The sequence below is a fragment of the Nostoc sp. T09 genome (assembly GCF_002154695.1).
Lineage (GTDB): Bacteria > Cyanobacteriota > Cyanobacteriia > Cyanobacteriales > Nostocaceae > Aulosira.
Map to the genome: position 1 here is coordinate 67,848 of NZ_MTAV01000014.1, position 24,190 is coordinate 92,037.

22 protein-coding genes and 18 tRNA genes are annotated in these 24,190 nt (G+C 40.7%); 10 read left to right on the forward strand and 30 right to left on the reverse strand.

Annotated features, from left to right (window positions below; all coding sequences use genetic code 11):
• Positions 1-400: 400 nt before the first annotated feature.
• Positions 401-1,036 carry a hypothetical protein gene (locus BV372_RS04670; protein WP_086683956.1) on the forward strand — a complete coding sequence of 212 codons (636 nt, stop codon included), beginning with the start codon at positions 401-403 and terminating at the stop codon, positions 1,034-1,036.
• On the opposite strand, the gene BV372_RS04675 is transcribed toward BV372_RS04670, so the two are convergent.
• On the reverse strand, positions 1,014-2,030 hold the full coding sequence (locus tag BV372_RS04675; RefSeq protein ID WP_086683959.1) for a CHAD domain-containing protein: 1,017 nt from the start codon (positions 2,028-2,030) through the stop codon (positions 1,014-1,016). The two genes, BV372_RS04670 and BV372_RS04675, sit on opposite strands and share 23 nt — an antisense overlap.
• 308 nt (positions 2,031-2,338) lie before the next feature.
• Between BV372_RS04675 and BV372_RS04680 the strand changes: the two genes are divergently transcribed.
• Positions 2,339-3,406 (forward strand): DUF3616 domain-containing protein, encoded by a 1,068-nt coding sequence (locus BV372_RS04680; RefSeq protein ID WP_086683962.1) that lies wholly within the window; start codon positions 2,339-2,341, stop codon positions 3,404-3,406.
• Positions 3,407-3,468: 62 nt separating this feature from the next.
• Here the strand turns inward: BV372_RS04680 and BV372_RS04685 are convergent, their stop codons facing one another.
• Positions 3,469-3,873 carry an NIL domain-containing protein gene (locus BV372_RS04685; protein WP_086683965.1) on the reverse strand — a complete coding sequence of 135 codons (405 nt, stop codon included), beginning with the start codon at positions 3,871-3,873 and terminating at the stop codon, positions 3,469-3,471.
• Between the two features lie 145 nt (positions 3,874-4,018).
• On the opposite strand from BV372_RS04685, the gene BV372_RS04690 reads away from it, so the two are divergent.
• Both BV372_RS04690 and BV372_RS04695 read left to right on the forward strand, forming a co-directional pair.
• On the forward strand, positions 4,019-4,609 hold the full coding sequence (locus BV372_RS04690; RefSeq protein ID WP_086683968.1) for a thioredoxin family protein: 591 nt from the start codon (positions 4,019-4,021) through the stop codon (positions 4,607-4,609).
• 807 nt (positions 4,610-5,416) lie between these two features.
• Positions 5,417-6,220 carry an SDR family oxidoreductase gene (locus tag BV372_RS04695; protein WP_086683970.1) on the forward strand — a complete coding sequence of 268 codons (804 nt, stop codon included), beginning with the start codon at positions 5,417-5,419 and terminating at the stop codon, positions 6,218-6,220.
• 130 nt (positions 6,221-6,350) lie between these two features.
• Here the strand turns inward: BV372_RS04695 and BV372_RS04700 are convergent, their stop codons facing one another.
• The 3 genes from BV372_RS04700 to BV372_RS04710 all read right to left on the reverse strand — a co-directional run bounded on the left by BV372_RS04700 (position 6,351) and on the right by BV372_RS04710 (position 7,984).
• On the reverse strand, positions 6,351-6,500 hold the full coding sequence (locus tag BV372_RS04700; RefSeq protein WP_086683973.1) for a PsaJ protein: 150 nt from the start codon (positions 6,498-6,500) through the stop codon (positions 6,351-6,353).
• A 534-nt stretch (positions 6,501-7,034) separates the two neighbouring features.
• Positions 7,035-7,280: a DUF6737 family protein gene (locus BV372_RS37395; RefSeq protein WP_086683976.1), complete on the reverse strand. Its 246-nt coding sequence runs from the start codon at positions 7,278-7,280 to the stop codon at positions 7,035-7,037.
• A 227-nt stretch (positions 7,281-7,507) separates the two neighbouring features.
• Positions 7,508-7,984 (reverse strand): hypothetical protein, encoded by a 477-nt coding sequence (locus BV372_RS04710; RefSeq protein WP_143844968.1) that lies wholly within the window; start codon positions 7,982-7,984, stop codon positions 7,508-7,510.
• 178 nt (positions 7,985-8,162) lie between these two features.
• Between BV372_RS04710 and BV372_RS38315 the strand changes: the two genes are divergently transcribed.
• Positions 8,163-8,330, forward strand: a complete 168-nt coding sequence (locus tag BV372_RS38315) for a Ycf66 family protein (RefSeq protein WP_373270743.1) — start codon at positions 8,163-8,165, stop codon at positions 8,328-8,330.
• Positions 8,331-8,434: 104 nt separating this feature from the next.
• On the opposite strand, the gene BV372_RS04720 is transcribed toward BV372_RS38315, so the two are convergent.
• Positions 8,435-8,785, reverse strand: a complete 351-nt coding sequence (locus BV372_RS04720) for a hypothetical protein (protein ID WP_086683982.1) — start codon at positions 8,783-8,785, stop codon at positions 8,435-8,437.
• A 744-nt stretch (positions 8,786-9,529) separates the two neighbouring features.
• Between BV372_RS04720 and BV372_RS04725 the strand changes: the two genes are divergently transcribed.
• Together BV372_RS04725 and BV372_RS04730 are read left to right on the forward strand one after the other, a co-directional pair.
• Positions 9,530-11,905 carry an MASE1 domain-containing protein gene (locus tag BV372_RS04725; protein ID WP_086683985.1) on the forward strand — a complete coding sequence of 792 codons (2,376 nt, stop codon included), beginning with the start codon at positions 9,530-9,532 and terminating at the stop codon, positions 11,903-11,905.
• A gap of 3 nt (positions 11,906-11,908) precedes the next feature.
• Positions 11,909-13,228 (forward strand): sensor histidine kinase, encoded by a 1,320-nt coding sequence (locus BV372_RS04730; protein WP_086683987.1) that lies wholly within the window; start codon positions 11,909-11,911, stop codon positions 13,226-13,228.
• A gap of 21 nt (positions 13,229-13,249) precedes the next feature.
• Here BV372_RS04730 and modB read toward each other — a convergent pair whose 3' ends face one another.
• From modB to BV372_RS04745, 3 genes are all read right to left on the reverse strand, one after another.
• Complete coding sequence (gene modB, locus BV372_RS04735; RefSeq protein ID WP_086683990.1) at positions 13,250-15,058, reverse strand: molybdate ABC transporter permease subunit; 1,809 nt, start codon at positions 15,056-15,058, stop codon at positions 13,250-13,252.
• A 134-nt stretch (positions 15,059-15,192) separates the two neighbouring features.
• Positions 15,193-16,008 carry a molybdate ABC transporter substrate-binding protein gene (gene modA, locus BV372_RS04740; protein WP_086683993.1) on the reverse strand — a complete coding sequence of 272 codons (816 nt, stop codon included), beginning with the start codon at positions 16,006-16,008 and terminating at the stop codon, positions 15,193-15,195.
• Positions 16,009-16,277: 269 nt separating this feature from the next.
• Positions 16,278-17,339, reverse strand: coding sequence for an SDR family oxidoreductase (locus tag BV372_RS04745; RefSeq protein ID WP_086683996.1), 1,062 nt, complete (start codon positions 17,337-17,339; stop codon positions 16,278-16,280).
• Between the two features lie 129 nt (positions 17,340-17,468).
• Here BV372_RS04745 and BV372_RS04750 point away from each other — a divergent pair, with 129 nt between their 5' ends.
• Positions 17,469-18,200 (forward strand): 3-oxoacyl-ACP reductase family protein, encoded by a 732-nt coding sequence (locus tag BV372_RS04750; protein ID WP_086683999.1) that lies wholly within the window; start codon positions 17,469-17,471, stop codon positions 18,198-18,200.
• Between the two features lie 273 nt (positions 18,201-18,473).
• Positions 18,474-18,998 carry a DUF937 domain-containing protein gene (locus BV372_RS04755; RefSeq protein ID WP_086684002.1) on the forward strand — a complete coding sequence of 175 codons (525 nt, stop codon included), beginning with the start codon at positions 18,474-18,476 and terminating at the stop codon, positions 18,996-18,998.
• 255 nt (positions 18,999-19,253) lie between these two features.
• Here the strand turns inward: BV372_RS04755 and BV372_RS04760 are convergent, their stop codons facing one another.
• Entirely contained in the window at positions 19,254-19,784 is a 531-nt protein-coding gene (locus BV372_RS04760) for a pentapeptide repeat-containing protein (protein WP_086684005.1), read from the reverse strand.
• A 303-nt stretch (positions 19,785-20,087) separates the two neighbouring features.
• Between BV372_RS04760 and BV372_RS04765 the strand changes: the two genes are divergently transcribed.
• Positions 20,088-20,276 (forward strand): hypothetical protein, encoded by a 189-nt coding sequence (locus BV372_RS04765; RefSeq protein WP_179197978.1) that lies wholly within the window; start codon positions 20,088-20,090, stop codon positions 20,274-20,276.
• A gap of 190 nt (positions 20,277-20,466) precedes the next feature.
• On the opposite strand, the gene BV372_RS04770 is transcribed toward BV372_RS04765, so the two are convergent.
• From BV372_RS04770 to BV372_RS04845, 20 genes are all read right to left on the reverse strand, one after another.
• Positions 20,467-21,258: a DUF1868 domain-containing protein gene (locus BV372_RS04770; protein WP_179197979.1), complete on the reverse strand. Its 792-nt coding sequence runs from the start codon at positions 21,256-21,258 to the stop codon at positions 20,467-20,469.
• Between the two features lie 236 nt (positions 21,259-21,494).
• A tRNA-OTHER gene (locus tag BV372_RS35955) sits at positions 21,495-21,577 on the reverse strand.
• An 87-nt stretch (positions 21,578-21,664) separates the two neighbouring features.
• Positions 21,665-21,738 (reverse strand) — tRNA-Ala (locus tag BV372_RS04775).
• Positions 21,739-21,741: 3 nt separating this feature from the next.
• A tRNA-Arg gene (locus BV372_RS04780) sits at positions 21,742-21,816 on the reverse strand.
• A 6-nt stretch (positions 21,817-21,822) separates the two neighbouring features.
• A tRNA-Val gene (locus BV372_RS35960) sits at positions 21,823-21,924 on the reverse strand.
• A gap of 5 nt (positions 21,925-21,929) precedes the next feature.
• Positions 21,930-22,001, reverse strand: a tRNA-Gly gene (locus tag BV372_RS35965).
• Positions 22,002-22,024: 23 nt separating this feature from the next.
• Positions 22,025-22,095, reverse strand: a tRNA-Gly gene (locus BV372_RS04785).
• A 4-nt stretch (positions 22,096-22,099) separates the two neighbouring features.
• Positions 22,100-22,199 (reverse strand) — tRNA-Thr (locus BV372_RS35970).
• A 66-nt stretch (positions 22,200-22,265) separates the two neighbouring features.
• Positions 22,266-22,340, reverse strand: a tRNA-Leu gene (locus BV372_RS04790).
• Between the two features lie 25 nt (positions 22,341-22,365).
• Entirely contained in the window at positions 22,366-23,247 is an 882-nt protein-coding gene (locus BV372_RS37400) for an HNH endonuclease signature motif containing protein (protein WP_256973082.1), read from the reverse strand.
• 97 nt (positions 23,248-23,344) lie between these two features.
• A tRNA-Lys gene (locus BV372_RS04800) sits at positions 23,345-23,417 on the reverse strand.
• 43 nt (positions 23,418-23,460) lie between these two features.
• Positions 23,461-23,538, reverse strand: a tRNA-Leu gene (locus BV372_RS04805).
• Positions 23,539-23,543: 5 nt separating this feature from the next.
• Positions 23,544-23,617, reverse strand: a tRNA-Leu gene (locus tag BV372_RS04810).
• A gap of 3 nt (positions 23,618-23,620) precedes the next feature.
• Positions 23,621-23,697, reverse strand: a tRNA-Pro gene (locus tag BV372_RS04815).
• A gap of 5 nt (positions 23,698-23,702) precedes the next feature.
• A tRNA-Leu gene (locus BV372_RS04820) sits at positions 23,703-23,779 on the reverse strand.
• 6 nt (positions 23,780-23,785) lie between these two features.
• Positions 23,786-23,861: transfer RNA gene (locus tag BV372_RS04825), tRNA-Gln, on the reverse strand.
• 5 nt (positions 23,862-23,866) lie between these two features.
• Positions 23,867-23,943 (reverse strand) — tRNA-Gln (locus BV372_RS04830).
• 5 nt (positions 23,944-23,948) lie between these two features.
• Positions 23,949-24,023 (reverse strand) — tRNA-Asn (locus tag BV372_RS04835).
• A 9-nt stretch (positions 24,024-24,032) separates the two neighbouring features.
• Positions 24,033-24,106: transfer RNA gene (locus tag BV372_RS04840), tRNA-Phe, on the reverse strand.
• 6 nt (positions 24,107-24,112) lie between these two features.
• A tRNA-Arg gene (locus BV372_RS04845) sits at positions 24,113-24,186 on the reverse strand.
• Positions 24,187-24,190 lie beyond the last annotated feature (4 nt).

The following is a 24,190-nucleotide window of genomic DNA, read 5'->3' on the forward strand; positions in this document are numbered from 1 at the left end:
GACGTGCATTTAAGCACGTCTCTTTATTGTTTAAAGCTTCTTATAAATAGAACTATCTCCAATAATTAAATAAATATAAAATTGGATTTTTCATAGCTTGATTTAGCTTACTTTGTAGAAGGTAAATCTAAAATACTTGATTTGACGTAATTTTACATTGTGGAATAGATATAAGCGGGGATGGGAAAACGCGGAGATTTATATATAGCGAGATTTTAGAGCAAGGCTATAATGCCACAAATTGCCCAAATTTCCGATTTAGAAAGGTTCACAGCGATTTTGCGGACATTGCTCCTAACTAAGTGCAATCAGACTGCATAAACTAGCGATCGCTAACCTATTGATTGAGTGAAGGGGTTGAAACCTTGCAAACACTGCTCACATCAAAAGGAAAACGGTCATGAAAACGCAAATTTTGTTAAGCCTTGCTTGTTCTTTGTCTCTGTTGGGTGCTGTTACAGTACCAGCTAGTGCTCAACCTACTGTGCAGCCTCAGCCCCAAGCAGTAAGTCAAGATCTAACTATTCCTCAAGATACAGCCATTATCGTTTCATTTCCCGCATCTGTGACTGTAGATGTTGGGCAAAAGAAAGATTATCCTTTGACACTTCCTTTAGCTAGTGCAATTAAAGATGCTCAAGGTAATGTTGTAGCACCGGAAAATACTCCCGTCACCATTGTTCTTAAACCTACTGATGGGGGCGCTAAAATTGTCGCACAATCGCTGGTAATTAATGGTCGAATTGTCTCAATTAAAGCATCGAGTCAGATGATTCCTGGCACTACTATCACCCAAAAGCGAGCTAATGATAAAGCTGTAGAAAACGGTTCTGTTTGGGGTAGACTAACCGGAAGTACCTTGGGCTTTTTGAGCAATGGAGATCCTGAACAGTTTGACCGAGGTGCAATGCTAGGGAGCGCCATTGGATTAGTCTCAGGCTTGCGTTCGGCAGAAAATACTCGTATTGTCCAAATTGCCCAAAGCAGTGTTTATGTTTTGTCGCTTGAAGCTCCTATCCAATTGTCTGCTCGCTAATTTCATCTTCAGTAGAAAAAGCAGATTCCTTAGGATGCAGTATTGTTAAATGAAAGCCATGTCGAGTTTCGGTTTTCAGATATCGCTCCTGTAATGGTTGCCACTGCTGCCACAATTGGTAACGATTTTCTGCTAATAATTTAGTCAGCCCATGCAGATGAGTATGCATGTCTGACTTAAAGACATCCTCTAGCCACTCAGTCAATACCACACCATCATGCATCGCACCCAAGATGTCTTGGATACTTTTCACATCTGCAATATAAGCTGCGTAAAACTCGTTGTATAAATCAGAAAATAAATCCATTTGATAGCGTACGCGTTTGGCTTGTTTGCGTAAACTATGAAGTGTTTCACCTTTATTAGCTAATTCTTGTTCTACTTTTTCTGCTTCCCAGCCTTTGCGGATTTTTAACTCCGATTCTCCAACTTCGGTTCCCACTAGCCAACCGGGATGTAACAGGAATTGACTCACTTCTGGTAACAGTAAATCTGGTAGAACTTGCTGAATGGTAATAGATGCTAAATCTTTATAGCTTGGCTTTTCTAACCACTCTTCCATTGACTGTTTTAAAGACTTGTAAGATTCATCTTTTAATGTTGTCTGTACTGTAGCTAGCGCGTGTTCACGTTGTTTAGCTAAAGCATCAAAGGCTGTATGTAAATATTTCTGTTCTTTATTAGATAAACGCGGTTTATAATCTTTTTCTATGGTTTGTTTGAGTACATCTAAATCTCGGAGATTCCCAAGCCGACGAGCAATTTTACCGATATTTTTATCACTGATCGGCTTCGATAAATCTAAGGCTATGACAAACCTACTGACAGAAGTCCGTAGCCGACGCATCCCTACTCGCATTTGATGCAATGCTTCTGGATCTTCATCTTTCTTAACTGATTTTTCCCACTTTAATGTTTTCTTATAATGTTTTTGAATCGCCTGGTAAGCGTAGTCTCCGAGCGTTTGCGCTGTTGTATTTGTATCTAATTTCATAATCTACAGCAATCTCATACTGAATCAGGTTATTGCATGATAGCATTAGTCAAAAAATTGCATATATAACTTTTGATATTTTTTTTAACTTAAATTTTTATAAAAAATTTTAATATAACATTGAATAAGTTATTGTCTGAAAATCTGCTGTAAATTTCACACCTATTTTTGTGGCGATCTCTGAGCTTAAATCAACTATTATTAAGTTGTAAAAATGTGAATAAACTGGTGTTTATCTAGGAAAAATTAGTAGTATTTAAAACATTAAAACAATCATCAAAGCGCCAAATACTTAAAAAGATTGTCAAATGTATAACAGTTATTCAATAGCCCAAGTCTTTCTGACGTTTACAAAGAGTTTTCAAAAACACAGAAAAGACCTTTCGGCATTACTGCTCACCTCACACAAGTATCTCTGGTTGGGTTCGGATGAAACATCAACCATTGAAAGGCTCTCTTTAATAGATCCTAACAACTTTGCAGACCACCAGCACTTTCGAGTGGCAGAATTTATTAGTTTACCTGCACCAGAAACGGATGAGATTGATATTGAAGGGTTTGCTTATGCAGATTATTACTTATGGTTCGTAGGTTCCCACAGCTACAAGCGTAAAAAACCTAAATCTAATAAGACCGATGTAAAAAATATTCAAAGGCTAGCAACTGTTATCACAGAACCTAACCGTTACATTCTAGGAAGAATTCCCTTGATAGAGGGAAATTTATTTTCATCTTGCCTACACCCGCACAATCCAGATGTGCAGTTAACAGCCGCTAAACTAGAGTTGGCTAACCAGAGTAATTTGCTGATGACTGCCTTAGTAGATGACCCCCATTTGGGCTGGGCGATTAAAGCAGCAATTCCAGGGAAAGACAATGGCTTTGATATCGAAGGTATAAGTATTTATCAAAACCGGATTTTTTTAGGTTTACGAGGCCCAGTATTGCGGGGTTGGGCTGTAATTCTAGAAATAGAATTAATTGATTCTTCCCCAGGATTGATGACACTACAACCAATTGGGGAAGAAAAGAAAGGGTATAAAAAGCATTTTCTCTGGTTGAATGGTTTGGGAATTCGAGATTTATTGCTAGATGGTGAAGACTTGTTAATTTTAGCCGGGCCGACGATGGACTTAGATGGGCCAGTGCAAGTTTATCGTTGGAAAAATGGCGTTAATTCAGCAGAAAATCTTCTTAGTTACCCAGAGCTTGTACAAGACATTCCCTATGGGAATAGAGAAGATCATGCTGAGGGTATGACCTTATTTAATGATGTAGTTGGGAAACCTTCATTGTTAGTAGTTTATGACTCTCCAGCCAAGAATCGGCTGGTAGGCGATAGCACAGTCATAGCTGATGTGTTCAACTTGAGCTAGTACCAAAAGGTATAGAAGCAGGGGGACAACTTAACTATTGACTCCCCGAAAGTGCAGTCAATTCAAAGATTGGTGGAAATCGCCTGCACAGGACAAGTAGGGATACACTGTTCACAGACAATACAGCGCGATCGCGTAAATGTCAGCTTGTATGTCTCTGGGTTAAGGGTAAGGGCTTCAGTCGGACAAACCCCAGTACACAAACCACAGTCAACACAGGCCTCTTCATCAATGATAATTTCGCCCAATGTATGAGAAACATTGATATTTTGCGATCGCATCCACTCGATAGCAGCATCTAACTGATCGATGTCTCCTGATAGTTCTACTACCAGTTTGCCAATTTGATTCGGAGCGACTTGGGCACGGATAATATTGGCAGCGACATTGAACTCTTTTGCCAGCCGATAAGTAACTGGCATTTGTATGGCACGTTTGGGAAAAGTGAGAGTAACTCGTTTTTTCACTGATTTCGCAGAGACTTTATCTCTGTTCTAGCGTATCTTTATTTCTGTCGCGCTGTATAATCCTCCTTGCCCTCCTCATTTCCCTCATCCCCAATCCCCGTTAAACTGAAGATGATACTGCTTAATAAGTTTTAATAATTCTGTTATGACACCGGATTCACCTGTTAATTCTCCAGCAAAGCCTGAATCTACTATAGGGACGCGTGTGAGAAATTTCTTAATTGCGATAGTCGCGATCGCCCTCAGCGTTGCTCTAGTTTTAGGACTACGAACTGAGACAACTTCGGCTTCCCTGACTAAGTTAGATGAAGCCTCTATACCCTTAGAAGTCGCTATCAGCAACGGTAAGCCCTCACTGGTGGAGTTTTATGCTGATTGGTGTACTGTCTGCCAAAAAATGGCACCAGATATCGCTGAGTTAGAACAGCAATATGCTGACAAGCTAAATTTTGTCATGCTGAATGTGGATAACACCAAGTGGCTGCCGGAAATGTTGAAATATCGGGTTGATGGAATTCCCCATTTTGTATTCTTGGGTAAGAACGGCGAAACTATAGCGCAGGCGATCGGCGATCAACCACGCGCTGTCATGGCTAGTAACTTAGAAGCTTTAGTAACTGATTCCTCCCTACCTTACGCGCAAGCTAGCGGGCAAGTTTCTAAATTCTCAGCACCAGTTGCACCAACAACTAGTCAAGATGATCCGCGCAGTCATGGTAGCCAAGTGGTAAATTAGCAACGTAATTATTTATAGAAGTTTTTACTTCGATAAACCACAGAAAACAGGCAATAGGTAAGCATTGCCTTAAAATTTTGTACTTTACTCAATTAGAAATTACATATTTTAACCCTCTTAGGTAGGCAATAAATATGAAGAAATTGCCAATTGTCTAAGAGGATTTTTCTTGTAATTTTAATTACTGATTAATTTTTCTACCTATATAAATATCCATATATGAACCTGTTAATAATAAAACATCAGTCTTGGATAAGTTTTTTCAAATATATGTAAATATGAAAACTCAGAGTAAAAACACCAATGTCTAAAAAATTAGGGCATCTTAGCATATATCAGGTGAGGAAAACCCTAAAATTCAAAAACTCACCCTACGGATTGTCAGGATAAAAATTTGGTAGTAGATAAAATTTTTATTAGCAAGCCATAACTTTATAAAATTTTCAGTTTGTTCTCATAAATACAATAGCTTTCTATTCAGCAAAGTATATTCAAAATAGACTGGCTTAAATCCTGGCTTTTCTAACTAATAATCTAAAAATTTAACTGAAAGTTTGAGATTTCGTTAAATCTTCTCTGGCAATTTACTAGAGTCTCATGCGTACAAGGTGAACATCACTTATCCAAGTGTTTAACTTGCTACAAAAATTTAATCCTTAACTACAGCATCAAAGAACTATTTAAAAGAGTAATGACCCAAAATATTTTTTGTTAGTTCCAAGATTATTGTTAATAGTCTCTATGGCAGTAGAGCAGCATTAGAAATCTATGAAAGCCTCATCAAGTAAAACTCACATATTTTCTAATATGAACACAACACACCAACGTCAGCCTAAAAAAACTGCTCTTATTACTGGAGCAGCTAATGGGATTGGCTACGAACTAGCATATATTTTTGCCCTTAATGGCTACAATCTGGTATTAGTAGACAGAATGGCAGAAAAATTGGCTGAAGTTGCTAATAAATTCCAAGACGAACTTGGTATTTCTGTTAAAGCTATTGTCAAAGATTTATCTATAAAAACATCACCTGAAGAGATTTTTACTGAGTTACAACAAGAATTTATCAAGGTTGATGTGCTAGTCAATAATGCTGGATTTGGTATTCATGGATTATTTAATGAAACCAACTTGAATACTGAACTAGAAATGCTACAGGTAAATTTAGTATGTCTCACCCATTTAACTAAGTTATTCTTGAAAGATATGGTAAAGCAAGGCGAAGGGAAAGTATTAAATCTTTCTTCTGCTGCTGCTTTTCAACCAGGCCCTTTAATGGCAGTTTATTTCGCTACTAAAGCCTATATCTTATCATTTTCACAAGCCCTGGCGAGCGAATTAGAAGGTACAGGTGTTACTGTAACGGCCCTTTGTCCTGGCCCAACAGAATCAGCCTTTCATGAAAGAACAGGGATTGCGGGTGCTAAACAGGTAGAGAATAATAACATGATGGACGCAGCAACAGTAGCCAAAATCGGTTATCGCGCTTTAATGGAAGGTAAAACTGTTGCTATTCCTGGGTTTAAAAATAGATTACTTGCTGAAATCGTTAGATTTACACCGAGAAATCTAGTAACGAAAATAGTGAAAAATATGCAAGAAATCAAATAATAGGAACTAGATACTAGCGATCGCCCCTGACTTGGCTTTGTTGTCACAGCTTTACAAGAGCGATCGCAGATTGCTTTGTTTCTCTTCTATGTCTTTGCTAAGACAAAGATTAGCTTAAATCCAATACCCCTTATGGCATAGGATGGAAAAGCAGATCTGGAAAAATAAAGTTAAACACTGCCCAAGTAGAAAAGGCAATTGATATCGACAGAACCGCAAGCACAGGTGCGAGAGAAAGGTATTTCAGGAAATAGCCTTGTTGGTTATTTGCTTTTTGCATACAGTAACCTCTCAAACAAGTATGGTAATTAAATTGAAATAGTGCAGGAAAAATAAAAATCCTTCATCTGTGATATGTATGTCACTGAAAAATGGCTCTGGTTATTTTTGAAAAGCAAAATTTTCAGAATCAGAAATTTAAGTTAACTGCACAACAAATAGATTAATTATTAATTTTTAATTAAACTTCTAACTAAAGTGCTATTTTGTATTAAGTTGATTTGTAATTTCATGTACTATAAATATATCTTATAATTCATTTTCATACCCCTAAAGGTTGAGGAGAAATTAATAATGATGTGCAAATAATGTGTAAAAATTAAATGTTTAATTCTAACAAGTAGGTTTAGCTTGTTTAGGCGTGACCCCAATCAAAGCAGGAAATCAGAAATTTTTAGACATCCTACGAGATTTAAATATGGACGTGAGTAGATGAATATACATAAACATCACTATATTTTACTTGGGGAAAGTAAAAACACCTTCCCCTAAAAACAACTGTAAATACTTAGGTTTAATTCCACCAACCTACTTATCAATTGTCTAAAGTGTTACTTTGATATGAATCTAAAATGCCACTACGAATAATTAGTTGCGGCCAGATTAATAGAAAAAAGCCCATCCATATCAATATAGGTATAGAGATTAGAACTGTAAGCCAGATGGTTTTAAATATTAACCAACTACCACTAATTATGGTTACACCTGTGAGCAGTATAGACCAGGGCTGACACCACCACGGTTTGTAATTCCAAGGACTTACGGGCTTTTTTTCGGACATTGTTGTGAGCGACCAAAGTTGAGTATTATCTTTTAACAAGTTTTAGCTTAACAGCTATTTGGTTACTGCATCTCAATGTGTAGCGAAAGCCCACTAATTACTAGATTCCCGACTTCCTGAAGAAGTCGGGAATCTCACTACCTATCAAAAGTCGATATTCAAAATATCAAAGCACAGATATTTATCTGTTTTAATCTGCGGCTAACAGAGCGATCGCTGTTTGAAAATCAGTTAGGTTTCCATTCTTGTAATGATATATATTCATCCTTGAGAATATCGTAAACTTGGATGACACCAGTAGGATTCAAGACACGAAATAGGTATATTGTGTCAACATGGTCTACATGATTTTCCACTACTCGAATTGTGTAGTAAGGTGTCTCTGGAGTTGGTGAACTATCGACAATCGCTGCAACGCGGATAGTTCCTTTAGAAAGCCGTTCAATTTCTTTGGCTTTGCGTTTGACTTGGGGTAGTTTCCAAACTAAGTTAAAAGCTGCTTTTTCATCAATTACACTAGTCGCCTGAGAAACATTTATATCAGTATTCTTGTCTAACTCAGTAGATATTTGTGAATACTTGATCCCCATTTGAGCATGATTTATCGGACTTTGCGCCATAGCGGACTGTCCTGCTATTGCTAGGAGAAATGTAATAATTAAAGGACTACAGGTCAATCGTTGTATGACGCTACTTGTAAGCATTCTGGTTCGCTCTAAATGCAAATTCGTTATAAATTAAGCATATCGGCAGAGGAATCGAAATGTCATCTTCATTTGGCATAATACTGATGATTCTGATAAAGATTGGATAAAGGTGAAAGAAAAGCTCTCCAAATGGGTGTGAGGAGAAATGTATTTATTTAAAAGCAAACAATAATAAATCAGCGTTTACAAGTGGCGATCGCTTTTTTATGTAGCTGCTGTACTTAATGGTTTTATTCTCATGTTTCAAAGATGGCGGCTCGATCCAATTCTCCAGGTTAGTCAACTTCTGCTTGTAGAAATTACTGGTTTCTATAAAGTTGAAAGCATCTATTTACGCTATTAAAAGGCCATAAAAATTCGAGCCGAAGATTTAGTAGAGAATTTGATTGCAGCACAAGTCAAAATTTTGGCTTGTGCAGTGATGTTACTAATCATGCTTATTAAACTTCATAGTTCTAATTGTGTTGATATCCATAACAGTTCTAACCATAATTGAGGATGATTCTGCTTGAGGTTAGATAGAGGATCGCGCACCAAGTGTGTGGCATTTAAGCAAATAACCTCAACCAATCCCACAAATCTTGCTACTTCTCTGAGGAGATTTTTTTCAGCCGCTACAGCCGTGATTAATCTATCAGGGCAATAAATTCCAATGAATGGCACATGGGGAACTCGTGCTCGTGTTTTATAAGGATTAATCACTTTTACATAGCAATGGCGTAGCAACTTCCATACTTGTGGGTGAGCTTGCTCAACAATTGCCGTAAACTGCTGGGCTAAGTTTTCTTCAATAATCATACTTTTTCCCAATTTTTATGCAAAAACTGTAACTTTCTCTCATTTTTGTACAGTTTTGTAAATACCTTATGCTTAGAATCTCGCCGCGTTCCCACATCAGCCTCAACGACAAGCCTTTAAGCGGGGTATGATTTGCGATCGCCTGATTGCTCTTAATGTCTGCATTAGAATATAGCGATCGCATCTGTAATATCATGTTTGGCAAATTACTTGTGATATTGTCCGCAGCGAGTGCAACGAAGTGGAGCGTAGACGCGCAGAGGCTTCCCGCAAGATAGCAATCACAAGTTTTCTGCAATTACTGTTTTACTGCTTACCCTACTCTACCTTCTCGTAAGAGAAACACTACGCTTATCTGTAGGTTCTTTGTTGAAAACTAGTATAGGGCTAGTTTCTTTGTATCCCTCATATTTTCTAAATATTTCAATGTTAGAGTAGATAATTTTGAAGTATGCAGAGTTAATTAATATTTAACATGCTCGCGAGATAGCCTCTTAAATTACTAGAGAAATATGTGAACTGTAGATATTTTTAAATTGTTAATTGCGTACAATTTTTGGGAACAATATTTTTAATGTAAGGTGCGGCTGAAGTATGTGGTAATGCCTTCAAGGGTAGCGCTATTGCAGATTTGGTGCGTGGAACTACTTCTGAGCAAGCGCCCCTCATTTAGTTATTACTGAATTCAGCTTTATGATTGCTGAGTTTTACTAGTTAAGTAGCATACCTAATTGAAGAAGTGTGATGCAAAAAATTTCTATTCACAAAAGATTTAAATTCATTTTTGAGCGCACTGTATTACTAGCATGTATTATTCTTCCTGTTATTCACTTTTGTCTTGGTAAGTTATCAGCAACAATCGCTTTTCAAGATGGAACAGCGCCAATTTGGCCATCAACAGGTGTCTATTTAGGTACTATTCTAGTGCTGGGATACCGTATTTGGCCCGCTATTCTTTTGAGTGAATTAATTGCTAATTTTTTAATTTTTTATCAAAATAGCTTGCTAAGCAGTATCATCATCTCCTTGATCGATATGAGCGATCCGTTAATGATGGCTTTGTTAATCAATCGCTTTATCGGTCCTCGCAATTTGCTGGACAGGGCACAGGATGTTTTCAAATTTGTGGTGCTGATTGTACCTTATCCTGTGATTAGCTCTACTGTTGCCATTGGTGTACTCTGTCTAACTGGCAGTACTCCTTGGGCAGAATATGGAAATGTCTGGCGGGCTTGGTTGACAGCGGTTCTTGCCGGTACACTGATCGTTACACCAGTAGTCCTAGCATGGTTACTAGAGCCACAACAGCAGCAAAGGCTCCAAAAACAACAGATTATAGAGTTTGCACTGTTACTGTTATCGTTGATTGCGATCAGTCGGATAGCCTTTTGGGGTGGATTTCCTGTGGAATATATGATGATTCCACTGTTACTCTGGTCAGCTTTTAGATTTAGACAACGGGAATCAACTCTGCTTGTGATTGTCATCTCAGCGATCGCAGTTTTTGGAACAGCTCGCGGTTTTGGATCTTTTGCAAAAGAATCAGTATATCAATCTCTTTTGCTACTGCAATCTTTTATATGTGTTGTTGCCTTAACTACCTTTGTACTCTCGGCTGTACTCAACGAAAATAGGAAAGCACAAGCAAAACTCAAACAAGCAAAAGATGAATTAGAACAACGGGTAGAAGAGCGTACTGCTGAACTCAAAGCAGCTAAAATTTTGGCTGATGGTGCAAGCCAAGCCAAAAGCGAATTCTTGGCAAACATGAGTCATGAACTACGTACCCCCCTCAACGGTATCCTCGGCTACGCTCAAATCTTCCAACGCTCCCAAACCTTAACAGAGAAGGAACACAAAGGTATTGATATCATTCATCAGTGTGCTTCTCATCTACTGACACTAATTAACGATATCCTTGACCTCTCGAAAATCGAAGCCAGAAAAATGGAACTCCATCCTCAAGATTTTCCATTTCTCAACTTCCTGCAAGGTGTAGTGGAAATTTGCCGCATCCGGGCTGAACAGAAGGGAATTTACTTCATTTATCAGCCAAGTAAACAACTTCCTCGAAACATCTGTGCTGATGAAAAACGTCTGCGACAGGTTTTGATTAACCTCTTGGGTAATGCGATTAAGTTCACCGATCGCGGTGGCGTTACTTTTAAAGTTGAGGTCGTAGGCGATCGCCAACAAAATCTGCAAAAAATTCGCTTTCAAATTGCAGACACCGGCGTAGGTATGACTCCCCAACAACTAGAGAAAATCTTCCGGCCCTTTGAGCAAGCTGGTAGCGTTGAACAGCAAGCAGAAGGTACAGGGTTAGGGTTAGCTATTAGCCAAAAGGTTGTGGCTCTCATGGGCAGTACAATTAATGTGCAAAGTCAATACAAAGAAGGTAGCGTTTTCTGGTTTGAGGTAGAGCTAGCTGAAACTGAAGAATGGACACAAGCATCTATCATTGCTCCTAAAAGTACTATTGTCGGTTTTCAAGGCGAAACCAGGAAAATCTTGATTGTGGATGATCGTTGGGAAAATCGTTCGGTTGTAGTGAATTTACTCGAACCCATCGGTTTTGAAATTTTTGAAGCTAGCAACGGTCAAGAAGGTTTAGAACAAGCTGCCAAACTTCTGCCAGACTTAATAATTACCGACTTGGCAATGCCTGTCATGGATGGGTTGACGATGACTCAACACCTACGCCAGTCAAAGGCTCTGCAAAATGCGATCGTCATAAGTTCTTCAGCAAGTGTATTTGACATCGATCGCCAAAAAGCTCTAGACGCTGGCTGCAATGATTTTCTGCCTAAACCCATACAAGCTCAAGAGTTGCTGGATAAATTACAAAACCATTTGCAGTTGGCATGGATTTATGAATATGAAAATCAAAATGCTTCAGCTTCGGTTACAGAAATGGTTATACCTCCCGCATCCGAACTCATGGCGCTTTATCAAGCTGTTCAACGTTGTGATGTTGCCAATATCCAATTAGAGACTAACCACATCAAGCAAATAGATACGAAGTATACAGCTTTTGCTGATAAGTTATTGGCGCTTGCTGAGGAGTTTGAAATAGAAGCGATCGCTTCCTTAGTCGAAGTATATATATCAAATAAATAAATTATGGAAACTGTTGAAAAAAACTCTATTTTAATTGTTGACGATACTCCAATGAATATCCGGTTGCTATTTGATATTTTACACGCAGATGGCTTCGATATTTCAGTCGTTAAGAGTGGTGAAATGGCATTAGAAAAAGTACCAGTAATCCAGCCAGATCTGATTTTACTAGATGTGATGATGCCTGGTATTGATGGATTTGAAACCTGCCGACGTTTGAAAGCAGATGCAAGCCTAAAAGATATTCCTATAATGTTTATGACTGCTTTATCTGATGTAGAGCATAAAGTAAAAGGGCTACAAATGGGAGCAGTAGATTACATTACTAAACCAATTCAAGTTGAAGAAGTTCTAGCCCGTGTTAATGTTCACTTAGCACTTAGGAATGCTCAAGAAAAATTGCTCCAAGAAGTAACAGAACGCAGACAAGCAGAAATTGAACTCCAGAAAATACTCCAAGAATTACAACAAGCACAAACCCAGCTTATCCAGAGTGAGAAGATGTCTAGCCTGGGTGAATTGGTAGCAGGTGTGGCCCATGAAATTAACAACCCAGTTAATTTTATCTATGGCAACCTCACCTATGCTCAAGAATATATTCATAACTTACTTAGAATAGTACAAGTTTATCAACAGTATTACCCCAATCCTGTTTCTGAGGTTCAGGCAGAAATAGAAGCAAACGATTTGAATTTCCTCATTGAGGACTTACCCAAATTACTCGACTCAATGAAAATTGGAGCGAAACGGATTCGAGATATTGTCCTTTCTTTGCGAATTTTTTCTCGCTTAGACGAATCGGAAATTAAAGATGTTGATATTCATGAGGGTATTGATAGTACACTGATGATCCTGGGGCATAGGCTGAAGGGTAAGCCTGGTAAATCTGGAATTCAGGTCATTAAAGAATACGGCAGCCTGCCCCTAGTAGAGTGTTTTGCTGGGCAAATAAATCAGGTATTCATGAATATTATTAGTAATGCTATTGATGCTTTGGAAGAATCATTACTTAGTTGCCCATTATTAACTATCAGTCAGAAAAATAATGAACCTCCCACAATTCACATTCATACTGAAGCAACAGACAAACAAGTTCTAATTCGCATTGCTGATAATGGACCAGGAATACCAAAAGAGCTTCAAAAAAAGATATTTGATCCCTTTTTTACAACTAAACCAATTGGCGTAGGAACTGGAATGGGATTGGCAATCAGTTATCAGATTGTTAAAGAAAAACATGGTGGTTCATTACAATGCGTCTCGCGTCCAGAAGGTGGCACTGAATTTATAATTTCGATTCCCCAAAATTTAGATTTTTCATAAAATTCCAGTTCTGATTTTAGTTTATTCCATCAAAATCAAGCGTAGGGAATCTAAACGCACATACCAAGGAAAAGGCTGGTCTTTCATAGTTGCCCATTTTTCTTTGAAAACTTCTGCTTGTAAATGATAATCATGAGGGCTAGTAGCAGGAGAATGCAGTTTTAAAAACAAAGTCATCCGATGAGGTGTTTCACTAGTTCTCACTAACCAGCAAGGAAATGTATTTTCTTGGTTGGAGTCTTTGGTAAAGGTGATTTGATGGGCACGAATACCGACGTGAGATAATTCCTCAGGAATGGGTTCCAGAACTTGGAGGCTACAGCCCCAATCAATCGCTTCTATTTGTGATGCTTGCAAAAGCACTGCACGGGAAAAGTTTTTGCAACCGGTGATTTGAGCAACACTTACAGTTACAGGATGCTCGAAAATATCGTATTTGGAATCATGTTGAACTGCCCGACCATGTTCTAATACCAATAAATTAGGACAAATGCGGTAAGCTTCTTCCATATTATGAGTAACAAACAAAGTTACACCTTGGTAATTAGCCAGAGTTTCCGTCATTTGCTGTTCTAGTTGACTCCGCAGGTGGGTATCGAGTGCAGAGAAAGGTTCATCTAAAAGCAATGCTTCCGGCTGACTCGCTAACGCCCTTGCTAAAGCTACTCTTTGCTGCTGTCCTCCAGAAAGCTGGTGTGGATAACGTTCACTCAATCCCTGTAACTGCATAGCTAATAATTGATCTTCTACCTGTACGCGGATACTGCCGTTAGATAGCCCCTTGGGTACACCAAAAGCGATATTTTCAGCCACAGTCATGTGTGGGAACAGAGCATAATTCTGCACTAAAAAACCGATGCGGCGATCGCGGCTAGGCAGATTAATTCCTTGTTCTGAGTCAAACAGTACTCTACCATTTAAAACTATGCGTCCTCTGGTTGGTGTTTCTATCCCAGCAATACAACGCAGAATCATGCTTTTACCTGCACCAGATCCCCCCAACAATCCCAAGGGTTGCCGATCAGTATTAAAGGCAACTTTGAGATGAAAACTCGGCAGTCGTTTTTCGATATCTACAAATAGCCCTACTGAAGAGGATGGTGTATATAACAAAGATAATTCACTCCCCTGTCCCCCTTGTCCTCTTGTCCCTTTGTCCTTTAGCCTCCCAATCCCCCTAACTTCCTGCCAGAAATTGGCTGCAATAATTCCCGATAGAGAAATTACCATAATTGCGATCGCCCAAAACCAAGCCTCATCCATTGCACCTGCTTCTACGGCAAAGTAAATCGCCATTGGGATTGTCTGGGTTTGTCCGGGAATGTTACCAGCCAACATCAAGGTTGCACCAAATTCTCCCAAAGCCCTTGCAAAAGCCAGAGTTGTGGCGGCGATAATTCCTGGCAGTGCTAAGGGTAAACTGATACGCCAAAATATAATATTCTCTGTAGCACCCAAAGTTTTCGCTACTCGCAGTAGATTTCTATCAATCTGTTCAAAGGCTCCTAATGCAGTTTTATACATTAAGGGAAAAGATACAACTGTAGCTGCGATCGCTGCACCATACCAAGTAAAGACGATGGTGAAGTCAAACTGCTGCATAAGTTTTCCTACAGGGCCATTTTTGCCAAAAAACAGCAGTAACAAAAAGCCGACAACTGTAGGAGGCAAAATTAAAGGCGCAATAAATATACCCTCAATTAATGATTTACCTTTGCCGCGATATTCCAACATCCAATAGGCAGCAGCAATACCTAAAAAGAAAGTAATGAATGTTGCTAACAAAGAAGTTTTCAGTGATATCCAGAGAGGAGATAAATCCTGGGGCATAGCTGTTTATGGAGAATTTCAGTAGAAGGTAGAGTTGTCAAGTGGGCAATACTCACCATAATTCTTCGTCTAACTTTTAAGGCTTAAAAAAGTACTAAAGTAATTAATACATAGCCGTCAAAAATTCTCGTTTTTCAACTTCCAGCTAGGCTAAAACCCTGTTTTTCAAATACATTATTGGCTGTATTTCCAGATAAAAATTGCACAAAATTTTTCGCAGCATCAAGATGCTTACTGCTTTTGAGTACAGCAATGGGATAAACAATGGGGGAATGGCTATTTTCAGGTGCAGTTGCTACAACTTTTGCTTTTTGAGTGCTTTTCGTGTCTGAAAGGTAGACTATCCCAGCATCAGCATTACCAGACTCTACATAATTAAGGGCTTGACGAACGTCTTTGGCATAAACTGATTTGCTTTTGATTTGGTCGGCAATTTTTAAGGAAGTGAGAACTTGTTGAGCATATTGTCCCGCCGGTACACTCTTGGGTTCACCTAAAGCAATTTTCTTAATGCGTGAGGAAGTTAAATCTTTGAAATCAGTTACATCATTAGAACTTTGAGACACAATTAACACTAATTTATTTTTTAATAAGTCTTTGCGGGTGCCATCAACTAATAAACCTTTTTGATTTAAGGCATCTATTTGCTTATTTGCTGCTGAAATGAAAATGTCAACTCCTGCACCTTGTTCAATCTGTTGTTGCAAAGCACCTGATGAACCAAAGTTATAGGTGAGTTTTACCGTTGGCTGCTCTTTGCTGTAAAGAGGCTTGATTTCGTCCATTGCATCTTTTAAGCTAGCGGCGGCTGATACCGTCAAACTTACCGCTTGGGCTTTTGGATTAGCAATTGAGGTAGGGTTAGGTGTACTCGTCTGATTGCAGGCAATGAATAGTACCAACGAGGCCACCACCCAACTTACAAAAGCCAAGATACGTTTACTATGCATTTACAGTATCTCAAGGTTTTTTAATTTATTAGTTCATAATTTACCAACTAAAAGTTCCAAAAAGTTGGTAAAGCCCAATAAATTACTGAATAATCAAGAAATCCTCACAGCAGGATATTAAACCCAAACACTTACAAAATAAGCTTCTGGGCAATATTTATAATTCACCTTACCTAATTTAAAGTGCGATCGCTTCTGGATTTTTGGGAAAAGCGATCGCTCTTTGTACACCTGGAGCGTGCAAGTTAATCTTAATCAAACTAGCTGTTCTAAACCGGGATGATCTTTTGTTCCTTCAGATAGCTCATTAACTTTACAATCTCCTCGCCGCTGTCGAAGTGCATCTCGTGAAAACCAAAGCGCCGCGCCTTATTCACGTCGAAGAAAGCGTCATTCTCAACGTTGAAGATGAAGTCGCCAAACGGCCAGTTGGCAAGGTCTTTCAGTGAATTTGGTGCCAGTCCATATTTTTGCACCATCTCAAACCAGATTGGTTCCTTATCCTGCATCACCTCAGTCAGCGAGAACGTCTGCGGCTCGGCGCATTTGATGCCAAAGGATTCGGCAATCTGTGGGAAGACTTGGCTCCAGCGAAACACGTCGCCATTGGTGATGTTGAAAATCTCGCCATAGCACGCTTCGTTCAACGCCGCCCATTCCATCGCTTTCGCTAGCAAGGTTGCGTCAGTGCCATTGGCGAGAATCTGGTAGGCTTTAGGGCTAGCGGGATAGCGCAACGGCACGCCTAGCTCCTTGCACAGGCTCGCATAGACGGCAATCAAGTTGCCGAGATTCATCGGGTTGCCAACTGCAAACCCAAAGATGATGTCAGGTCGCAGCGCCGTCCATCCCCAACGCTTGCCCTTGGCTGCATCGCGCAGGTAATCTTCTTGGTCGTAGTAGAAGTTAGGCGGGAAATGGCGTGGGTCGGTTTCCTTCGCTGGCGTTTTGTACAGTCCGAAATGCGCGCCATAAGCCTTGCCACCCTGGATAAATGTGATATGGCGGAAGCCGTCTGCTGCCTTTTCCACCGCTTCGACAATATTACGCAGCATACCAACGTTATATTTCGATAGATCGGCAGCAGTCTTGTATTCTTGATAGGCAGCATAAAAAATATGTGTAATGTCCTTGAGCCAGTCGTGTTTCTTGGCGATCGCATCTGGATCGAGTAAATCGATAGATTGAAAATCTGCCCGCGTTGCAAAACCAGGAGCGCGGCGGGAGATTGCCTTGATTTGCCATGATTCCTTCTCTTCAAGGTAATGGATCAAATTGCGCCCAATAATGCCTTGTCCACCCAGTACCAGCGCCGTATTCTTCGCTGTCATGTATCTGCTCCTTTTGTGGATTGCTTCGGCAAATGTAAAGCTTGGTATTCGCCAATCCAAGTCTGGTTAAAACTTTTACCAGCTTATACTATTTTTAATTTTAGATTTTGGTACGTGCTGATTTGACATATGGATTCTATTTCAGGCAAAGTAGCACTTGTCACTGGGGCAAATCGAGGAATTGGGCGAGCAATTGCTCACGCTTTGGCTCAAGTTGGAGCTAACGTCGCGGTTAACTATCGCAATGGTGAGCACGAAGCAAATAGCCTCTGCGAGCAAATCGAACAATTCGGCGGTCGCTCAATTGCCGTGCAAGCGGATGTCTCAAACCCGGCTGATGTCGATCGCCTTGTGGAAACAATTGAGCAAAGTTTGGGAACAGTGGCGATTCTCGTCAACAACGCAGGTATTGCACGTCCTCAACCATTAGAGGCGATCGGCGTTGCCGATTGGGATGAATTAATTAACGTGAACCTTAAATCTGCTTTTTTGGTCACTCAGGCAGTTTTACCGCCTATGCGACAGCAGCAATGGGGCCGAATTATCAATTTGTCTTCGGTTGCGGCTCAAGTAGGTGGGGTGATTGGTCCGCACTATGCTGCTTCCAAAGCTGGTCTTCTGGGACTAACGCACGCTTATGCCTCTATTTTGGCGAAAGAAGGAATTACAGTTAATGCGATCGCTCCTGCACTGATTGCTACAGACATGATCTCCGATAATCCTCGCATCCGTCCTGACCTAATTCCAGTCGGTCGATTTGGCGAGGTTGAAGAAGTGGCAGACGTGGCAGTGATGCTTGCCCGAAATGCTTACATCACCGGGCAAACAATAAACGTCAATGGTGGTTGGTACATGAGTTGAGGCATCATTGGCTTTCAAATCAGCATCATCCGCATGACGTTATTAATATCGCGGCAATCATTACTAATACCAATTTGAAAAATGATTGCGACAGATGGATTTGCAGAAGCTATACACAGAAAGCATTTCACAATCCAAAATCTAAAATGGTATAACATCACGGCTAGCGGCTGATGTCTCATTGGTGATTCTTCTACTATTCTTTTAGGCGTAGTTCATCTCAAATGTGTCCAGAACCACTGGTGTTGAGACTAACACAAGGAGAAAAAACTTATGGGACTTTTTGATCAAATTCTCGGTGCCGTTGCTAATCCCAATCAACAAGGCAGTTTAGGGCAATTGGGAAGTATTATTAGCACTGTAGATCAGTTGAGTAATCGTACTGGTGTAGACCCTTCTACTATCCAATCGGTGTTGTCAGTTGTGGGTAGTCAAGTGCGATCGTCTTTACAACAAAAACAAGCCACACAGGGAAATGAAGAAGTGCAATTTATAGTAAATCAATTCGCAGGTACTTCTCCTAACTCTCAAGCTGTTGATTCAGTATTTGGTGGTGGTATTCAACAACAGGTGGCTGAGGTTGTTGCCCAGCGTACTGGCTTGGATACTGGTATGATTCAACAATTACTACCTTATGTAGTACCTGTTGTGCTGAATTTCTTACAGTCTGGTGCGAACGCACAAAATCCTCAATCGGGCGGAAATCCAGTGCTTAACTCATTCCTGGATGCAGACAATGATGGCGATGTTGATATCTCTGACGCCATCCAACTGGCTAGTCGTCATATGGGACGGTAGTTGAATCAATTTGTTACTTCGTTGGTGAAATCGGGTTTTCTGTCAGGATCGGAAAAAGAAGAAACAGGAGAGAGGAAGACGAGGAGGACAAGGGGAATTTATTGAAGAAGTTCCTCTGTGGTTTTCCTTGTGTTCCCTCTGTCTGTTGATCGTGAGACAACAAGAATGGCAGACATGACCGGAAATCCGCAGTCGAGAATGGAGGGCAAGAAAGCCGAATTACCAATGACAAACAACAAATGACAAATGCCCAATTTAAGCATTCTCATCCAGAATTGTGCCTTCCAAATTAGCTTTCTCTAAATTTGCACCGCTTAAATTGGCTTGATTCAAGTCTGCTTGAGCAAGATTCGCCTGAGTTAGATCGGCTACAGTTAAGTCTGCACCACTTAAATCGGCTCCATCTAAATTTGCCGCTACCAAAGTTGCTTCATGTAACTCCGCCTCGCTTAGGTTAGCATCAATCAGCTTGGCAACAGTTAAATCAGCCTGACTCAAATTTGCTCCATCCAAAACTGCACCATCTAAAATGGCTCCATCTAAGATGGCTCCAGTTAGATTACTGCCAGTCAGATCGGCATTGCTTAAATCGGCTCCATTCAGATCTGCCTCAATCAAGCTAGTTTTGCTTAAATTAGCATGGCTGAGCTTAGCACCATCTAAAATTGCTCTATTTAAAATTGCTCCACTCAGATTGGCTTCTCTCAAATTTGCTTCGCTAAGGTTAACACCAGTAAAGTCTCTTGTGCCTGCGGCATAGTTTTTTAGAAGTTCATTTGGCTTCATAGATTATGCTCCGCTAGTTTTTATTGCTTTTCGAGTCACGGCAATCTATTACCCAGCATTGGCAACAGAGGATTTCAAAGTATAGTTAAGCTATGTTAGCTATTTTGAATTTTTTCTGTAACTAGCTAAAGTTGCTAGTTAATTTCATCCCTAAGATAGTGGACGTTGCTATAACAAGAAATGAAATTTCGGCATTAAAATCTCAAAACCCTCATCTTCTCTGTGTCTAAAGCGTTATACCAATTCTGTATGAAGATACGCCAAATTACGCCAAACTTATAGATGAGTGCATTGAGTAATTTTGTGCTGAGTCGTCTATTCCAAATTGAGATTTCAGAAAGCCGAGAAGAATTGGAGAAAGTCCTTAGACATGCGACAACGGCAAGCAGCGGTTCAGACTTAGAACGATTAAAAAAGCGGTTGCAGGAACCATCTGGGATTCAAAGCTATGGTCAAATTCAAAAATGGCTCAAGAGTGAATTAGGGCTTTGAGTTGTGTACAAAACAGTCATTGATATGACATTTCTGTTGTTGCTTGAGTACCATCTATGAACCTAAAATTTGTCTTAAATAAACCTTATTGAAATATAAAATCTATATTTTGGCGATAATCTCTGCTCAATCAATAGTCAAAAGTCCAGAATCTCATGACTAATGACTATTGACAATTGACTAATGACTATTAACTAATGACTAAACTCGGCCAGTCTGGTTGGCGGTAATAGCGTGTCATGTCGTCAAATTTTCTCAGTTCAACACGATCTACCAAAAATCCTGGTGAGTTTAATAGCCATTGTTGATTTAAATCAGAGAGCATGGTGCTAAAGCTTGTACGATCTAGTTCGGGTGAAATCTCTCCAAAATAGCCTAATGTAATATGGGCAGTGAAGTGATAATGTTGTTCAATACCCAAAGCCATTAGTTGGGGATTTTGATAAACAGTGCGGCGAAATTTAATCACCTGTTCGTAGGAACTTTCATCCTGCGGTACTAAACAAACTCCTATAGCTCTTGGCATGACTATCAATCCCAGCACTTGCCAATATATAGGTTGATTATCGGTTGCGATCGCTTTTTGATAGTCCTGAAATATTTCCGCCAAGCAAGAACGTAATTGCAGTTCAAATTCGGGGTTTTTCTCGCAGGCGTCACGGTAAGCACTATCCCAAATCAAGTCTGCTAACGTCAAATGAAAGCTAGTATCTGGTACAGGCACAATCAAATCACTGTTGGCAGACAACTGCAACAATTGTTGTTGATAACTTTGTAACTGGGCGTAGAAACCAGAGTTTTCTGTTGCTTCTACCGCAGGTGGAGTAATTAGCGAGTAGCCGGGAAATGGTACTGCTTGCCTCAACCCAGAATCTGGCTGAAATTTAGAAGACTCCTGAATATGCTGGACTTGGGATCTGTAAGCTTCTGGTAGCATCATTCGTGCTACCCGATTCAAGTAAGTTTGATAATTGTCGTCCAATCTCGTTGGCCTCGCGCTCTCACTGGATAGATTTTAGCTGAATAGGCGGTAAACCCTGCACTCTAGCTGCAAGGCTAAGCTTCTAAATCAGAGTCTGTGAAATTTATCCGGTTAAACAGACTTTACCAAAAACTTTGTGAAAGCGATCGCAGTTGAGTAATCCACCAGGGAGGTACTGCCCCTCCTGTATCTGTGTTATCAGCACAGCGCCTCACTTTTCGGCTTCTGGTGGAAGGCGGAAGATGGAGGAATCGAACCCCTAGGTATTACCCTACCCCGGTTTTCAAGACCGGTTGCCGACCATTCAGCGGCATCTTCCATTCAGGGGTGTCTGAGGAGGCTTGAACTCCCTAATGACTGGTTCCACAAACCAGCGCCGCGACCACTTTGGCTTCAGACACCACAGTGGAGCCAAGGGGATTTGAACCCCTAACCTTCCGCTTGCAAGGCGGATGCTCTAGCCAGTTGAGCTATGGTCCCATTTGGCAGGAGTGGTAGGACTTGAACCTACATCGGTAGATTTAGAAGATCGATGCCCATCCATTAGGCGACACTCCCATAAATTGGTAGCCCTGACAGGAATTGTAGACGCGGAGCGGCTTCCCGAAGGGTACCTGCGACTTCCTCTTTGTAAGAGAGGCACTCTCCCCACTGAGTTACAGGGCTACGAGAGCGAGTGATGGGACTCGAACCCATGCGCTGAGTGTGGCGCACTCAGATGCTAGCCACTACATCACACCCGCATTGAAGAACCTATACGGTTCAGAGCGATCGACGAGACTCGAACTCGTACCGTGAGTTTGGAAGACTCTGATGCTGCCTTTACACCACGATCGCATTAAGCTGGTAACAGGAATTGTAGACGCGAAGCGGCTTCCCGAAGGGTACCTGCAACCTACTAATTACAAGTCAGTTGCTCTGCCAGATTGAGCTACACCAGCATTTGTGGATCTGAGAGTAGAAATTGTAGTCGCTCTTTTGGGCGACTACCCGCTCCATCTCAGCCATACCCCTGACTGGATTTGAACCAGCATCCTCTTTATTTTAAATAAAGCGCCTCGTACCAATTGGGCTACAGGGGCAAAAATCAAAAAATATCAATCACATCTAAAGCTTGGAATGTTGTTTTTTCGCCCAATAACCTCTAGGCGGTTTTTCAATACCGTAAGCTTTACACCATTTTTCCACCGCCTTATCGCTCACACCAAAATCTTTTGCTATTTGAGAAGTTGGTTTAGTCCAAATCATTTTTTTTAGTTCTTCTTTAGAAGGTCTTACAGTTCGTCTACATGCTAATTTAGAGCATTGCTGAGAACAGTAAGTATCTTGATCTGGGTTAGTTAGTAGCTTGCCACAGTACAAGCAAGTTCCGTGTGCAAATTGACAACTATAAATACCATTTCCATTGTTAATAAGTTGTCTTAGTACTAGTGGTATTTTGTGCCAACGATCGCGACTTTCTGCACTATCAAACACCAAAACGCTGATGACACGCTCGTTAGCCTCAGTCTCATTTATTGATTCTGACGATTTTAACTTTCGCTCTAAATCTTTGTGAGCCTTGCCTGCATGGTTATCCGTCAAAGCGTGACAGTTAGGACATAATAGCAGGAGATTTTCTAATCTATTGTCATGTCGATCGCCATTGATATGATGGAGTTCTAAAGGAATAGTGCCATCAAGCCAAGCGTTGGCGTAACAAGACTCGCACTTTGGAACTTTGAGACCATCCCTAATCAGCTTGAGTTTCAAACTATGGGTCTGAATGGTTGACCCTTTGTAACAGTAATCACTTGCTGGCTTTAGCCTATTTGATTTGCGTCCTTTTCCACCTTGATTTCCTTTATAGACAATGTTCAATTTAGCTAGATAAAAGTCTAAAGTAAGAGGTTTGCAATTTAATTGACGACAAATAAAAGCTTTAGAACGATGCTCGTCAATCCATTGCCTAATTTGTGCTTCTTTTTTTAGGATGTCATTTCTTCTCATACCTCCGTATCATATCATACGTTACTTTATTTATTCTTAATACGTCTACCTTGAAATTTATGGCAGCTACATAATTTTCCTCATTTTAGTAAATTTATGGGGTATACAGGAGTCGAACCTGTCTGAGTCGGATTAAAAATCCGATGCACTTGCCGCTATGCCAATACCCCATACACAAGGCCGTTATTTACCCGCTCTGGCAACGACCCAATTTGGTACTCCCGACAGGAATCGAACCTGCAAAAATTCCGTCCCTCAAACGGAAGCGTTTACCAATTTCGCCACGGGAGTATCAGTACCCCTGACAGGAGTCGAACCTGCAAAACACTCGGTCTAAACGAGCGACGGTTTCCAATTACGTCACAGGGGCAAATGGTCGGGATGGTAGGATTTGAACCTACGACTCCTTGTCCCCAAAACAAGGCTTCTAGACCACTGAATTACATCCCGATATCTGGTACTCCTGACAGGATTTGAAAGAGCAACACATCGCTTCTGGCGCGATCGCCTCTTCCAATTGGGCTACAGGAGCATAATTTGGCTGCCCTGCCAGGGTTTGAACCTGGAGTCTCCTCGTTCAAAGCGAGGGATGTTGCCAGTTACACTACAGGGCAATAATTGGCTGCCGAGGTTGGGGTCGAACCAACATCTCCGTGATTCAGAGTCACAGCGACTTTCCAAGTCGTCCACTCGGCAATGAATGGCTGCCCCAGTAGGATTTGAACCTACAACCTCGCGGTTAACAGCCGCTTGCTCTGCCATTGAGCTATGGGGCAATGTGCCAGTCCCCCAGATCCGGATTGAACGGATGACCTCCTGTTCTTCAGACAGGCGCTACTACCAACTGAGCTACCAGGGGATAAGGCGAGAACGGAGGGACTTGAACCCCCACTCTTCAGGTTCGTAATCTGAGATGTTATCCAGTTACACCACGTTCTCATAA